General features: G+C 42.8%; 14 protein-coding genes. 9 read left to right on the top strand and 5 right to left on the bottom strand.

The window, feature by feature from the left end; translation table 11 throughout:
- Positions 1-155 precede the first annotated feature (155 nt).
- From KA713_08715 to gnd, 6 genes are all read left to right on the top strand, one after another.
- Entirely contained in the window at positions 156-707 is a 552-nt protein-coding gene (locus KA713_08715; GenBank protein UXE68635.1) for a hypothetical protein, read from the top strand.
- Positions 708-929: 222 nt separating this feature from the next.
- Complete coding sequence (locus tag KA713_08720) at positions 930-1,310, top strand: Hsp20/alpha crystallin family protein (protein ID UXE68636.1); 381 nt, start codon at positions 930-932, stop codon at positions 1,308-1,310.
- 404 nt (positions 1,311-1,714) lie between these two features.
- Positions 1,715-3,187, top strand: coding sequence for a gluconokinase (locus tag KA713_08725; protein UXE68637.1), 1,473 nt, complete (start codon positions 1,715-1,717; stop codon positions 3,185-3,187).
- A 39-nt stretch (positions 3,188-3,226) separates the two neighbouring features.
- The gene (locus KA713_08730; GenBank protein ID UXE68638.1) at positions 3,227-4,522 is read left to right on the top strand and encodes a gluconate permease; all 1,296 of its coding nucleotides are present in this window, start codon (positions 3,227-3,229) and stop codon (positions 4,520-4,522) included.
- A gap of 28 nt (positions 4,523-4,550) precedes the next feature.
- Positions 4,551-5,039 (top strand): VOC family protein, encoded by a 489-nt coding sequence (locus KA713_08735; GenBank protein ID UXE68639.1) that lies wholly within the window; start codon positions 4,551-4,553, stop codon positions 5,037-5,039.
- A gap of 44 nt (positions 5,040-5,083) precedes the next feature.
- Positions 5,084-5,980, top strand: a complete 897-nt coding sequence (gnd, locus tag KA713_08740) for a decarboxylating 6-phosphogluconate dehydrogenase (protein UXE68640.1) — start codon at positions 5,084-5,086, stop codon at positions 5,978-5,980.
- 15 nt (positions 5,981-5,995) lie between these two features.
- Here gnd and KA713_08745 read toward each other — a convergent pair whose 3' ends face one another.
- On the bottom strand, positions 5,996-6,373 hold the full coding sequence (locus tag KA713_08745) for a hypothetical protein (protein UXE68641.1): 378 nt from the start codon (positions 6,371-6,373) through the stop codon (positions 5,996-5,998).
- A 63-nt stretch (positions 6,374-6,436) separates the two neighbouring features.
- Here KA713_08745 and KA713_08750 point away from each other — a divergent pair, with 63 nt between their 5' ends.
- Positions 6,437-6,811, top strand: coding sequence for a hypothetical protein (locus KA713_08750; protein UXE68642.1), 375 nt, complete (start codon positions 6,437-6,439; stop codon positions 6,809-6,811).
- A 190-nt stretch (positions 6,812-7,001) separates the two neighbouring features.
- Here the strand turns inward: KA713_08750 and KA713_08755 are convergent, their stop codons facing one another.
- The 4 genes from KA713_08755 to KA713_08770 all read right to left on the bottom strand — a co-directional run bounded on the left by KA713_08755 (position 7,002) and on the right by KA713_08770 (position 11,114).
- The gene (locus KA713_08755) at positions 7,002-7,907 is read right to left on the bottom strand and encodes a YegS/Rv2252/BmrU family lipid kinase (GenBank protein ID UXE68643.1); all 906 of its coding nucleotides are present in this window, start codon (positions 7,905-7,907) and stop codon (positions 7,002-7,004) included.
- 190 nt (positions 7,908-8,097) lie between these two features.
- The gene (locus KA713_08760) at positions 8,098-8,337 is read right to left on the bottom strand and encodes an acyl carrier protein (protein ID UXE68644.1); all 240 of its coding nucleotides are present in this window, start codon (positions 8,335-8,337) and stop codon (positions 8,098-8,100) included.
- 94 nt (positions 8,338-8,431) lie between these two features.
- Complete coding sequence (locus tag KA713_08765) at positions 8,432-9,781, bottom strand: ATP-binding protein (GenBank protein ID UXE69085.1); 1,350 nt, start codon at positions 9,779-9,781, stop codon at positions 8,432-8,434.
- On the bottom strand, positions 9,771-11,114 hold the full coding sequence (locus KA713_08770; GenBank protein ID UXE69084.1) for a sigma-54-dependent Fis family transcriptional regulator: 1,344 nt from the start codon (positions 11,112-11,114) through the stop codon (positions 9,771-9,773). The genes KA713_08765 and KA713_08770 overlap by 11 nt, the downstream gene beginning before the upstream one ends.
- Positions 11,115-11,352: 238 nt before the next feature.
- Here KA713_08770 and KA713_08775 point away from each other — a divergent pair, with 238 nt between their 5' ends.
- Together KA713_08775 and KA713_08780 are read left to right on the top strand one after the other, a co-directional pair.
- The gene (locus KA713_08775) at positions 11,353-13,002 is read left to right on the top strand and encodes a S41 family peptidase (GenBank protein ID UXE68645.1); all 1,650 of its coding nucleotides are present in this window, start codon (positions 11,353-11,355) and stop codon (positions 13,000-13,002) included.
- A 4-nt stretch (positions 13,003-13,006) separates the two neighbouring features.
- On the top strand, positions 13,007-13,876 hold the full coding sequence (locus KA713_08780; GenBank protein UXE68646.1) for an alpha/beta hydrolase: 870 nt from the start codon (positions 13,007-13,009) through the stop codon (positions 13,874-13,876).
- Positions 13,877-13,934: the final 58 nt, after the last annotated feature.

Raw genomic sequence — 13,934 nt, forward strand, 5'->3', positions numbered from 1 at the left:
GGATCGCAAGTTAGTAAGTAGAGTTGACAGTTGACAATCGATATGAAAAAAGTACTCCTACACTAATGAACAGAGGATAAATAGGCAAAGAAAGCTGACACTAAACAATAGCTATCCTGACGGCATCGTTAGGAATATATTCTAAATTTTTCTCCATGAAACCTGTAACATTCTGCCTTATCTTGATAGTAACCCTAACCGGCTTTGCTCCGCCCAAACTCACCAAAATAAAAATAAGTGATGGCGTTACCGTATCGATTCCAAAATCACTTTCGCTGATGACGCCCGAAGATATTGTGCAACGCTATCCGTCCGTCCGTTCGCCTTTGGCCGCGTTCACAAACAAAAATCGCTCGGCAGATTTCAGCGTAAATATTTCGGCCACGCAATGGCCTGATGGCAATATTGAACTGGCAAGAAAATTCTTTCGTGCGGGGATCACCAACTTATACGACCGTGTAGATTTTATAAGCGAGGGCATTCAAATTATTAATAAAAAAAAATTCATCTACTTCGAATTCCAATCGCGTGTAAACGGAAACAAAATGGCGTTGGGCGAGCAATCACCCGTCTATCGCTACACTTATATTCAATATTTTGTTGAGAAAGACAAAGCCTTGGTGTTTTCGTTCAATTGTCCTAAAGATTTAAAAGAAGAGTGGCAACCCACCGTTCATGCCATGATGAAGACAGTGAAGGTGAAGTGACTTTGGGATTTAGGTGTTAGGACTTGGGAGGGTAGGTGGTAAGTAGTATTAGTATTGATGTTCGGCAACCATTCTAACTTCTAAATTACAACTTCTGACTTCTTTTGCTTTGCTTAAGTAACAATGTCATCTAATGCACCTATTTCACTAATCAAACCTGACTATTTGGCCTAAACTTTTGCTGGTATGTTCATTGTTATGGTTGCGTTAAATTTTTAGGCAATGAGAACAAGAAAAGAAATACCAACCGAAATATTGCAATCCATCAATGCTTTGAATACGATTCACGGAGGAATCAGCGAGCCTTGGATTAATCTACAACAACTAAAAGATCATCGGCAAATAAATGCAAAAGTGCCGGGCGTGGATGTGCACGATATTCAAATTGAGGTAGTCAACAATGTGTTGAACATTTTCCACTTTTTTCCCATTAAAACGAATGGTCAAATTATGCAAACACCGCGCATATTTTATAGTAAACAAATACCATATTTTATTGATCAAGAAAACATAGAGGCTACTGTTGAGGATAATCAATTGAAGGTATTCCTTCCTTTTAACAATTTAGCACAGGGTTATAAACGCAAAATAGAGTTAAACTAACTCCGCCTAACTTATTTTTTGCGCAATTTGATTACTAGCTCTCATCCATTTGTCAAATACGAAGTTTCACCAGTTTCGTAACAAAGCCGCATACCATCTCTATGCCTGTGGCCTAAGTGACCCAGACAACAATGGTAGTCAATGCTTGGCTACACCCTGCCGATACATCGGCAAGTAACAGTTGTAAATCATTCACGGAAGAGACTTTTAACCAAGCATTGATGGAAAAATAGCGCTCTTTAAAACACTAACAGCATTAGCCTGACAAGCTATGCCGGATAGGAAAGGCGCAAAGCAGGCATTTGTTCCGTGGGTATGTTAAAAACCATTTTCACCCAAATACCATCTGTTCTGTAACTATCTCAACTTTATTTAGTTAATTTCCAGCTCCTAAACCGCGCACCTTGCATTACCTCATCGCTGTTGATATTGGCACGACTAGCGCAAAGGCATTGGCCGTCACACCTAATGGATCAGTATTGGCTTCTCATCAAGTTTTTTATCCCACTCACTATTCCACCAACGGGTTTGCAGAACAAAGCCCCATTGAAATTTTTGAAGCAGTGGTCACGCTGCTGAAAAAGACCCAACAAGCAAATAAGCATTATTTGCTGCAAGCAATTTCGTTCAGTGCCGCCATGCACAGTCTGATGGCAGTTGATGAAATGAATCAGCCCATCACATCTTTGTTGATTTGGGCGGACACGCGAAGCAGCGAGCAAACCAATAAAATAAAAGAATCGGGTGCGGCTACCCGCTTAACGCAAATCACAGGCACGCCCGTTCACCCCATGTCGCCTTTGTGCAAGTTGATGTGGTGGCAAGACCATCAACCCGATGTTATCGCGAAAGCAAAGAAGTTCATCTCGATCAAAGAGTATGTGGTTCATCAATTAACAAATCACTATTTGATTGATTATTCAACCGCTTCTGCCACCGGACTTTTTGATATTGAAAAATTGCAATGGAGCCAAGACGCAGCCCAATGGCACCGCATTCCATTTCGCAAATTCTCGCAGCCAGTTTCAATTTATTATTCTATCGAAATAACAGAAGAAGTTTCGCGCAAACTAGCATTACCAGCAAACACAAAACTGGTAGTGGGAGCCAGCGATGGGTGCAGTGCGCAATTGGGAAGCGGTGCGATAAAGCCAGGAGACGTTTCCATAACGGTAGGCACCAGTGCTGCTGCACGAATGGTGTCCTCATCCGGATTACACGATGCGGAAGGTCGGCTGTTTAATTATTTGCTTGACGAAAAAATGTTTGTGAGTGGCGGTGCTTCTAATAATGGCACTGCTCTTATCAACTGGTTTCAAAAACTTCATCCGCAAAGTGCAGAGGATATTTCTGAATTTGTAAAGGAGATAAGGAATATTTCTGCTGGTAGCGATGGCCTGTTGATGTTGCCGCTTTTGTTGGGAGAACGAACTCCCGTTTATGATGCAGAGGCTAGGGCTGCGTATCTAGGCATTTCGGTTAACCATACTCGTTTTCATTTTCAACGTGCTTTGTTGGAAGGTATTTGTTTTCAACTGAAAAGTATAGTGAACGTAGTAGAAGAAAATGCAGGGCGGGGTAATCGGATTTTGGTAAGTGGTGGAATTACCCGTTCGCCCGAGTGGGTGCAACTCATGAGCAACGTATTGCAACGTCAGTTACAGGTTTCTGATCAACCGGATGCTTCTGCCATGGGTGCAGCCATGATTGGATTCAAATCATTGGGTGGTAGTCTGGAATTTAATGAAACCCAACCAAAATTATTTTTGCCCGATGTTTCTGTCAAATCAGTTTACGAAAGGCAATTTTTGGTGTACGAAAATTTGTACAGTAAGTTGAAAGATGTTTTTTATGAGCTAAACCGAATGAAATTGTGATTGCCATGCGAGTCATTGTATTCTTCTAAAAAAAGTAAAATGCCTTTATTGATCGTTGCGCTTGGAGTTTTGGTGTTGTTAGCACTCATCCTGCTTAAAGTAAAACCATTGTACGCCTTGCTCCTCGTATCCGTTTTGGTTGGACTAGCGCAGGGTCTTTCGATTATCCAAACTTTTCAATCTTTAGGGTTGGGCATTTTCGATACGTTAAAAAATATAGCACTCGTTCTTTGCTTGGGCGCGATGCTGGGTAAAATGATTGAAACCAGTGGGGCTGCCCACCAAATCACCCATACATTATTAAAGTGGTTTGGTAGGGAAAATATTTCATGGGCCGTAATGCTTACCGGTCTGATTGTGGGCATACCGCTTTTTTACAATGCCGGTTTTGTCATTTTAATTCCACTGGTTTTTTCGATTGCCCTTTCGGCCAACGTACCGATTTTGTTGGTGGGCATTCCGATGGCGGCTTCGTTATCAGTAACACATGGATTTTTACCCCCGCATCCTGGCCCCACCGCCATTGCTGCTATTTTTCATGCCGATTTGAACAAGACTTTAATGTATGGATTGATCATCACAATTCCGTCCATCATTTTGGCGGGCCCTGTTTTTTCCAAAACTTTGAAAAGAGTAAAAGTATCACCCTCCATTTCAAAGCCACCACATGAGAAAATAGCCATGCCGATACCATCATTGAGTTTTTTTATTGCACTCTTTCCGGTGGCCCTCATTGCAGCGAGTGGGTTGTTGGGATACTGGTTTCCTTCATACGCTGGCGTTTTCAAATGGATCGGTCACCCCGGGGTGGCGTTAAGCATTGCCTTGGTGCTGGCAATTTATTTTTTTGCCGTCAAACAAAACCAATCCGTCCAATCGGTAGGCAAAGATTTAGTACAATCCATTAAAGACATAGTATTGATTGTATTGGTGATTGCTGCTGGCGGTGGTTTTAAACAAGTGCTGATTGACAGCGGAGTGGGTGGCTACATTAAAGAACTCACCACGGGCCTTATGCTTTCGCCACTTCTTTTGGCGTGGAGCGTAGCCGCTCTTTTGCGTGTTTCGCTGGGTTCGGCTACGGTGGCGGGGCTAACCGCATCTGGCATTGTGCTGCCATTTGCCATGCAAGCAGGCGTGCATCCTGAATTAATGGTATTGGCCGTTGGGGCAGGCAGCTTATTTTTTTCTCATGTAAACGATACAGGTTTCTGGATGTTTAAAGAATACTTTAATTTGTCCCTGAAACAAACCTTACTTTCTTGGACGATGATGGAGACCATTGTTTCATTAGCAGGATTGGGAGGCGTATTGATTTTAGATAAAGTGATTTAATTGAACTTAAAATGGATGTTTATACCCCATGAATAGACAAATCGCTATCGTGTTTGCCGTAACGGCCAGCGCCTTGACATATTCTTGTAATTTCAGACCAAATAAAAAAAATGAGAATACTGAAATTGAATCTAAGAAAGGAGTAAACCCAGTTGTATATTTTGAGATTCCAGTGAATGACCAAGAACGCGCCATGGAGTTTTATTCGGCAGTATTTGATTTCACTTTTGAGAGAAGCATCATTGATAAAAATGAAATGGCTTTGTTTCCATTCAAAGATGAAAACAGAGGGATTTCGGGGGCATTGGCAAGAGGAGAGATTTATAAGCCAACCAAAGATGGTGTTTTGATTTATTTCACCACCAATGACATTGATAGATGCCTTCAACTTGCAATAAAAAATGGCGGTAAACTTCTGTATCCTAAAACTTCGAATGGCGATTTGGGGTATGTGGCTGAATTTGAAGATAGTGAAGGCAATCGAATTGCTCTACATCAATCAGCTGAATCAAATTGATGAATTAAATACTACATTACCATATCAAACATAAAGAACTAAAAATGCAAATTGGATTGGTAGGACTAGGCAAAATGGGGTACAACCTCGCGCTGAATTTTAAAAGAAATGGCTTACAGGTGCATGCCTTTGACGTGAACAAAGCAGCGGGCGAAAAAATTTCCAAAGAAGGAGTGGCAACCTACTCGATGGTGAGTGATATGGCACTGGCGTTGGGCGGACGGAAAGTTATTTGGATAATGGTGCCTGCCGGGAATGTGGTGGATGTAATCCTTAACAACCTGAAGCAATACCTAAATCCCAACGACATAATTATTGATGGCGGAAATTCGCACTACAAGGACACACAAACCCGTGCGCGCGATTTGGAAAAAATGGGCGTTCACCTATTAGACAGCGGTACTAGTGGTGGCCCTTTGGGTGCATTGCACGGAGTCTGCACCATGATTGGTGGCAAACGTGAAGCATTTGATTATTGTGAGGCTATTTTTAAATCTATTTCTGTTGAGAGTGGATATCTCTATTGTGGTAAATCCGGAAGTGGTCATTTTACGAAGATGGTGCACAATGGAATTGAATACGGCATGATGCAATCCATTGCCGAAGGTCTAGAAGTTCTGAACAAATATGACGCTGAAATGGATTTGGCTAGCGTGAGCAAAGTTTGGAACCATGGATCGGTGGTGCGCAGTTGGCTGATGGAACTTACCCAGCGAGCTTTAGAGAAAGATAAAAACTTAGAGTCCATTATAGGTGTGATGAATAGTAGTGGCGAAGGCAAATGGACGGTAGAAACCGCCCTGGAATTAGGTGTGCCGACTCCAGTTATCACCATGTCGCTATTGATGCGCTATCGTTCACAGCAAGACGATACGTTTTCAGGCAAAGTTGTGGCCGCCCTTCGCAACGAGTTTGGTGGACATGAGGTAGAAAAAAAGTGATAAAATACCCCTACCCTATCTGCCCAATGATAGGATGAATGCCTTTTTCTTTATAAAGTTCGTGATTTTAAATCCTCCTTCATAGTAATTGAGTGAGTCTATATATTTAACTCTTCTTACTTCACTTTCGTGGTAATCAATCTGATATTCCTTATGTCCAAGAAGAAGTTGGGTATAAATCGGTGATAATGAGCCATGAGCGAAGCCGCTTTTTCGTATTGAATCATTTTTGACTGTAAACTCGATGTAAGGGGGAAAAAATGAATTAAACTCTTGGCTCCCTGATTTGACTACGCACTTGTAAGTAATATTCCCCTCGAAGAATTGAGCATTGACAAACCTAGCTGCAAAAACGAATGTGATACACAGGCAACAAAAAATCTTTTCTTTCATATCAAGTTTAGTTTCCCAACTATTTTGTTAGAAATGGGGTCTAAGAGAAAAAAACCAAAAGTCATGAAAAAATTTGTTTATATTCTATGTTCATTTTTTATACTGTCATGTGAAAAAAATAGCATTGATCCTTTGTTGGAAAAAGAAAAAGAGCAAAACGGACAATGTGTTACTGTTTCTTACCTCACTGGTATTTGCCGACAAGCTGTTCTTAAGATTGAAGATCCAGCCTTCTATGGTCTTGGTGAACAGTGGAATGACCATAAAAACGTTTTCTTTACGGTTTTAGGCTGCGAAATTGATGAAGCTAGTTTGAAGGGTAAGGTATTCAAAGTTACTATCAGCACCACAGATACTTCCAATAGAAATTGTGTTGTGTGCCAAGCGGCATTAGACTATAATGGCAGTAAGAAGTACTTTGTTACCCTGTGTGAATAAATTGAAGGCATCTCTTAAAAACCCATGGTTTATTAAGAACGTGAGTAAAGCGATCGATAGCTTCATATTTTTTATAAAACTCAGTTGGTTAGGTAGTTTCTAATCCATAGAACTAGAAACCAATTGAATAACAAATACTTACTGCAACGGAAAAAATCCTATTGCATTAATTTCGGTTCAACTTCAAAAACTATAATTTTCTCTCAGATTGTGAAGGTATCAACATGCGCAGCGTGCCTGGTTGAATGCTGATTTCAAATTTTTCTTCCGGCTCGTGGGGCTCACCATCGATGTGGTAAGGCATGGGATGCGAAAATTTTAATTCTACTTTTTGTGCTTTGATGATATCCACAAAAGCGGATTTGTTGAGATTGCCAGTGAACATTTTTTGCCCGAAGCCTACCGCTTGGGCAATCGGCACTTTTTTGATGAAACTAACATCCATCCACTCATCACACACAGATGCATGGGGAGCCACGCGCGCGTTATTGCCAAACTGCGATGAATTGGCTAGCGCAATGATGAACGATTTTCGTTGCTGCTCTTGACCATCTATTATCACCGAAAACGAAAATTCCTTGTACGATAAAAATTCCTTGAGCACCAACTTGGTGTAACCGATTAGTCCACGCTTTCCATTTTTTCCAAACATGCCCGCCACGTGCCCATCAAATCCTACACCCGATATGTTAACCGATAGTTTGCCATTTACAGATAGAGTATCCATGGCAAAGGAGTTAGATGAACCGATGAGGCCCAACGCTTTTTTAAAGTTTACCGGAATGCCCAAGTGACGCGCCAACCCATTGCCCGAACCTTTTGGCAAAATGCCCATGATCACTTGAGACCCCACCAAGCCTTGGGCCACTTCGTTTACTGTGCCATCGCCACCCACGGCAAACACCGTACTGAAATTATTTTCGATAACAGCCGACTTCGCTAACTCAATGGCATGACCACGGCCTTGTGTAAATTCAATAGAGCATTCTTTATTCAATAACAAACAGGTGTCGATAATGCGCCCTTCCAACTCGGGCCGATAACCACCGCCTGAGAATTTATTGATAATGAAAAGTATTCTGTTGGAGTCGGCCATTTCCTGATTGGTAAAATTAGGAATTTTAGACGAGCCGTTAATCTTATTGACTGCTTACTGCCAATTGCCTACTAACTTATTACTTCGGCTTTTCAATTGATCTGAATTTTTTCGGCTTGGTCTAAAACTTTGTTCACTGCCAATTGCCTTTTGACAAACTTACACCTGACCGTTGTTTATTACCCACCTTTTATCTCTTCAACTTACCCTCAATATAACTCACCGCCTGTCCAATGGTCTGCATTTTCTCGGCATCTTCATCGGGAATTTTGATGTCGAAGGTTTGCTCAAACTCCATCACCAACTCCGCATAGTCAAGCGAGTCGATTCCTAAATCCTTAACAAAGCTTGCGTCAGGTGTAATTTGCGAGTCGGGTACACCGAGTTTTTCGATGAGAATGCTGGTTACTTTCTTTTGTACGTCCGCCATGAGTATCCGTTATGTTTGTCAAATCTAAAAAACTTTTTTGATAATTTAGGTATTGGGACTTAGGACTTGGGCCGTTCCACCCAACACCTAATCCCTAGAATCTTAACACAAACTCAGTTCCTTCACCCATTTCCGACTTCACCGCGATGTTGCCCTCGTGCTGCCGCATAATTTGGCGTGAAAGACTGAGGCCAATGCCTGAACCTGTCTTTTTGGTGGAGAAGAAGGGGATGAATATTTTTTCCAACGCTTCAGGTTCAATGCCTGTCCCGTTGTCTTTTACCGAAATCAGCACATTGCCCGTTTCATTTAAATGCGCATACAGACTGATTTTCTTATCGGTCTTTTCGCCAAAAGCCTGGATGGCATTTTTGATAAGGTTGATAAGTACTTGTTCAATCAATGTTTTATCCGCCATCACCATCATGGTTTCAGGTTCTACCAAAACGGAAATCGCAATATTGTTATCGGCCAACTCTTTCTTGTGCAGCATGGCCAACTCATCCAGCAATGGCTTCACCGCCACCTGCAACACTTTTGGTTTGGGTATGTGCGTCAAGCTGCGGAATTCTTTCACGAATTTTATCAACCCTTCGCTGCGTTTGCTGATGGTTTGCACCGAAAGATGCATGTCTTCCGCTTCATCACGCTGCATACTCAAATGGTTGGTCTCCAATTTTTTTTGAAGTTCCTCTTCCACCACTCCCGCCAAGGAAGAAATGGGCGTTACCGAGTTCATGATCTCGTGCGTAAGCACGCGCACTAAATTTTGCCAGGCCTCCATTTCTTTTTCTTCCAACTCACTTTGAATGTTGCTCATGCTGATCAACTTCACCTCTTCTCCGCGAAGCGTAAGTTCAATGGCAAAAATGGAAAGCTGAATGGTTTCGTCTCCGGATTTTAACCGTATCAACTCACGCCCGCCAGTTTTTAATTTTAGGAAAGCTTCTACAAGCAGGTCGCTGGCCTCACGTAATTCGCTGATGCGCTCTACTTTATCTACACGCAGCAGCCGCTTGGCCGCATTGTTGATGATTTGAATGGCCCCATCTTTTTTAAACGTGAGAATGCCAATGCCCACGTGCTGCACAATGTTTTTGAAGAACTGATACTCGCTGTCTTTTTCTTTGCGGGCTACCTTTACTTTATTAAAGGCATCATTCATTTCTTTTTGAACTTTCAGCACCGCCTCCTCTTTGCTGTCTGTTTTAAAAGTTGTGGTCACTTCATCAAACCGAATCTGGTCAATGGGGGAATCTATTTTTACCATTGGGCCTTCCATTATTTTCACCAATTGCATTACCTGAAACCCAATCGCGCCAAGTAAGGCCAACAGCAAAATAAAACTTCTGTCTTTGTCTTGCAGTACAAAAACAAAAGCAAAAATGGTGAACACCAAAATTGCAATTCGTGTAACGATTGGCGAGCGCCAGTTAAATTCCATATTTCTCCATCCTGCGGTAGAGTGATGCACGCGTGAGGCCAAGTTCATCGGCAGCCTTTGATATGTTGCCGTTGTGTAGTTGAATCGCTTTTACCACAGCTGATTTTTCTACTTCATCCAAATTCAAGCTATCGCTCACCGGCTCACTGTTGCCTTTGCGGCTGAAGAGAAAATCGCTCTCTTGCAGTGTAGCCGAGTCGGCCATAATCAACGCACGTTCAATGGAGTGTTGTAATTCGCGCACGTTGCCCGGCCAGGCATATTTCTTCAACTTGTTCATGGCCTCGGGGGTAATTGAAAGCACTTCTTTGCGGTACTTTTTTGAGTAGTAATTCAAAAAGTGGTTGGCCAACATGGGTATGTCGTCAATGCGGTCGCTCAAAGGCGGAATATTTATTTCTACGGTGTTGATTCTGTACAACAAATCTTGACGAAATTTTCCTTCGGCCACCATTTGGTGCAAAGGCATGTTGGTGGCGCATATCAGCCGAATATCTACTTCCATCGGTTGGTTGGCACCAATGCGCGTTACTTGCCGTGATTGCAGTGCCGTCAATAATTTACTTTGCAGCGCCATGCTCAAGTTTCCAATCTCATCTAAAAACAAGGTGCCACCGTTGGCCAACTCAAATCTACCCGAGCGGTCTTCGCGCGCATCCGTGAACGAGCCCTTCTTGTGGCCAAACAGTTCACTCTCAAAAAGTGTTTCCGTTATCGCGCCCATATCTACCGATACAAAAGAGGCATCTTTGCGCAACGATTTTTGATGAATGGCCCGTGCCACCAATTCTTTACCTGTTCCGTTTTCGCCCAAAATCAAAATGTTGGCATCGGTCTTTGCTACTTTATCAATTAAGGCAAAAGTTTCTTTAATGGCCGAACTGCTCCCAATAATATCGCGAAAGGGTTGACTGATTTGCTCTTCCAACATTTCTTTTGCCTTGCGCAGCTTGTCCACTTCGTTGTACGATTTCTTCAACCGAATGGCCGTAGAGATAGTGGCAATCAATTTTTCATTTTGCCAAGGTTTTAGCACAAAATCCGTGGCACCTTCTTTCAGCGCGCGCACGGCCATCTCCACATCACCAAAGGCCGTAATCATAATCACCACCGCTTGTGGCTCGCGCTCTTTAATTACTTTCAACCACTCAAAACCTTCTTTTCCACTAGTGGTGTCTTTGCTGAAATTCATGTCCAGCAAAATCACATCATAGGTATCGTTGTTGAGCAAAAAAGGAATCTTGTTCGGGTTTTTTTCGATGATGACCTGATGATTGTTTTTTTTGAGGAGCATTTTGGCTGCCAACAGCACGTCCTCGTCATCATCTACCATTAAAATTTTGCCGCCTTCGTTCACGTAAGTTTAGGTTTAGTGTGTGTAGTACTAGGAAAAACTATGCCATTGCCAATACTGTTCGAAAATGCAGTTTTGGCGGTGTGGTTTGTTCTTTAACGTACAAAGATGTTCAAAAATGAACAGAGATGGAAGCGCAAATTGGCGATTGGTTGATTTATCATCCTCCTCTAGTTATTCCCAAACCATCCACTCACTTTTTTCGTACCTTTCGATAATGAAATTGAAGAAGAGATATTGGATATTCATTCTGGTGGTGGGCTGTGTGGTATTTGCCTTCACCCCTCCGGCCGACCGGTATTTTGAGATTGCGAAGAATCTCGAAATTTTTGCATCGATCTATAAAAACACAAACGAATTGTATGTAGATGAGGTGAGCCCCACCAAAATGATGCACAATAGTCTGGATGCCATGCTCAATTCGTTGGATCCCTACACCAATTATATTTCAGAAGATCAAGTAGAAGATTTCCGCACCATGAACACAGGGCAATACGGAGGCATTGGTGCGCTGACAAAAGTGTACAACAAGCGCACGGTGGTCACCATGGTGTACGAATCGTACCCTGCTTACAAAAATGGACTGCGCATTGGCGATGAAGTAATCAAAATGAACGATATCGAATTATCAAAACTGAGTTTAGAAGAAGCCAACCACTTGATGCGCGGCCAGGTTGGCACACCCGTAAAACTGTCGGTGAAGCGTTTTGGCACGGATAAACTCATCGAGTTGGAGTTTAAACGCGAGAAAATAAAAATCAGCAACGTGCCCTATTCGGGCATGATGGCCAACGATGTGGGCTACATTCAACTTACCGAGTTTACGAATGATGCCGGCAAAGAAGTAAAAAACGCATTGATTTCCTTAAAGGAAAAAGGTGCTAAGTATCTCATTTTGGATTTGCGCAGCAACCCGGGTGGGTTGCTCAACGAATCGGTGAACATCTGCAATATCTTTATCGCCAAAGACAAAAAAGTGGTGGACACCAAAGGGAAAATAGAAGAGTTCAACCAAACGTATGAAACCAAACAAGCACCCACCGATTTAGATATTCCAGTGGTGGTGCTCATCAACCGCAACAGTGCCTCTGCGTCTGAAATTGTTGCAGGCACCTTGCAAGATTATGACCGCGCAGTGATTGTGGGTGAAAAATCTTTTGGCAAAGGATTGGTACAGGTTTCTAAGCCCCTTCCGTATAATGCGTTGGTAAAATATACCACGGCCAAATATTACACCCCCTCAGGCCGATGCATTCAGGTGTTGGATTATTCGCACCGCAGGCCTGACGGCAGCGCAGGGCCCACACCCGATTCGGTAAAAAAAGAATTCAAAACCAAAAACGGAAGAACTGTTTATGATGGCGGGGGCGTTGACCCGGATATAAAATTGGAAGCAAAAGAAATGGCTTCGGTTACTGTTTCCCTGCTTTACAATGGTTATATTTTTGATTTTGCCTCCAAGTATTCGTTTGAACATAAAAGCATTGCTGAAGCGCGTAGCTTTTCGCTCACCGACCAAGAGTATGCCGAGTTTGTTCAATGGATGAAAGGCAAAAGTTATACGTACACATCCGAGTTGGAAAATGAATTGGCAGCGTTTGAAGAAGTGGCCAAACACGAAAAGTATTTGGGGGAATTGAAACCCCACGTGGAGCAAGTGCGTGCACGATTAAAAGATAGACGCAAAAACGATTTGATCCTTTTTAAAGACCAAATCAAAAAATTATTGGAAGAAGAAATTGCCTCTCGATACTATTTTGAGCGAGGCTATGTAGAGGCTGGTTTTAAGTACGATGAAGAAATCAAAAAAGCGGCCGACCTTTTGCACAATCCACAGCAATACAAAAAAATCTTGAACAACAAGTAAACCGATGGTGTGGAAAAAAAAGTACACCCGATGGATAGTTACCCTTTCCAGTTTCTTTGCTGTGTTGCTTCTGATGGATTCGTGCCTGCAATTCCGGATGAGCAAAAAAGAAGTGAATAAATTTTTTACCGATAAACCTCAGAAGGGAATTCTAGAATCGTACATCATCCATCAACAGAAAATAAATTACCTCACCGTTGGGCACGATTCGCTGCCACTGGTGATTTTTGTTCACGGTTCGCCCGGATCGCTGAGCGCCTTTATCGATTTCATGGCCGATACAGCATTGCTAAAAAGGGCCCAATTGATTTCGGTGGATCGCCCCGGCTTTGGTGATTCAAACTTTGGCTATGCTGAAAAATCCGTGAAGCAGCAAGCGGCCGTATTGAAACCAATTTTAGAAAACCATAAAAACCAACGGCCTATTATTTTGGTTGGGCATTCGCTGGGCGGCCCCGTCATTGCCCGGATGGCCATGGACTATCCTGAATTGGTGGATGGTTTGGTAATTGTAGCAGGCTCGATCGCTCCCGATTTAGAACCGCACGAATGGTTTCGTGGGCCGATGGCGTTGCCGTTTATTAAATGGATGATCCCGCGCTCTTTCCGCGCCAGCAACGATGAAATTTATCACCTGAAACCCGAACTGCAAGACATGCTCCCGCTGTGGAAAAACATTCGCGCCAATACGATTGTAATACAAGGCAAGAAAGATGTGCTGGTCGATCCAGGCAATGCAGCGTTCGCCAAAAAAATGATGACCAACGCAGACGTTACGTTGGTAGAAGTCGAGGGCATGAATCATTTTGTGCCGTGGAGCAACCCTGAATTGATCCGAAAGGCAGTGATCCAATTGGTAAGTCGAGAGAGGTAATTGGCGGTTGGTGATTGGTATTCGGTGGTTTTCCCCAATGCCTAATCCCCAATGCCCC

The organism is Chryseotalea sp. WA131a (assembly GCA_025370075.1).
Classification (GTDB): domain Bacteria; phylum Bacteroidota; class Bacteroidia; order Cytophagales; family Cyclobacteriaceae; genus ELB16-189.

Coding starts and splice junctions, on each gene's coding strand:
- KA713_08715 (UXE68635.1), top strand. CDS start 156: ATGAAACCTGTAACATTCTGCCTTATCTTGATAGTAACCCTAACCGGC.
- KA713_08720 (UXE68636.1), top strand. CDS start 930: ATGAGAACAAGAAAAGAAATACCAACCGAAATATTGCAATCCATCAAT.
- KA713_08730 (UXE68638.1), top strand. CDS start 3,227: ATGCCTTTATTGATCGTTGCGCTTGGAGTTTTGGTGTTGTTAGCACTC.
- KA713_08735 (UXE68639.1), top strand. CDS start 4,551: ATGAATAGACAAATCGCTATCGTGTTTGCCGTAACGGCCAGCGCCTTG.
- gnd (UXE68640.1), top strand. CDS start 5,084: ATGCAAATTGGATTGGTAGGACTAGGCAAAATGGGGTACAACCTCGCG.
- KA713_08745 (UXE68641.1), bottom strand. CDS start 6,373: ATGAAAGAAAAGATTTTTTGTTGCCTGTGTATCACATTCGTTTTTGCA.
- KA713_08750 (UXE68642.1), top strand. CDS start 6,437: ATGAAAAAATTTGTTTATATTCTATGTTCATTTTTTATACTGTCATGT.
- KA713_08755 (UXE68643.1), bottom strand. CDS start 7,907: ATGGCCGACTCCAACAGAATACTTTTCATTATCAATAAATTCTCAGGC.
- KA713_08760 (UXE68644.1), bottom strand. CDS start 8,337: ATGGCGGACGTACAAAAGAAAGTAACCAGCATTCTCATCGAAAAACTC.
- KA713_08765 (UXE69085.1), bottom strand. CDS start 9,781: ATGGAATTTAACTGGCGCTCGCCAATCGTTACACGAATTGCAATTTTG.
- KA713_08770 (UXE69084.1), bottom strand. CDS start 11,114: ATGGTAGATGATGACGAGGACGTGCTGTTGGCAGCCAAAATGCTCCTC.
- KA713_08775 (UXE68645.1), top strand. CDS start 11,353: ATGAAATTGAAGAAGAGATATTGGATATTCATTCTGGTGGTGGGCTGT.
- KA713_08780 (UXE68646.1), top strand. CDS start 13,007: ATGGTGTGGAAAAAAAAGTACACCCGATGGATAGTTACCCTTTCCAGT.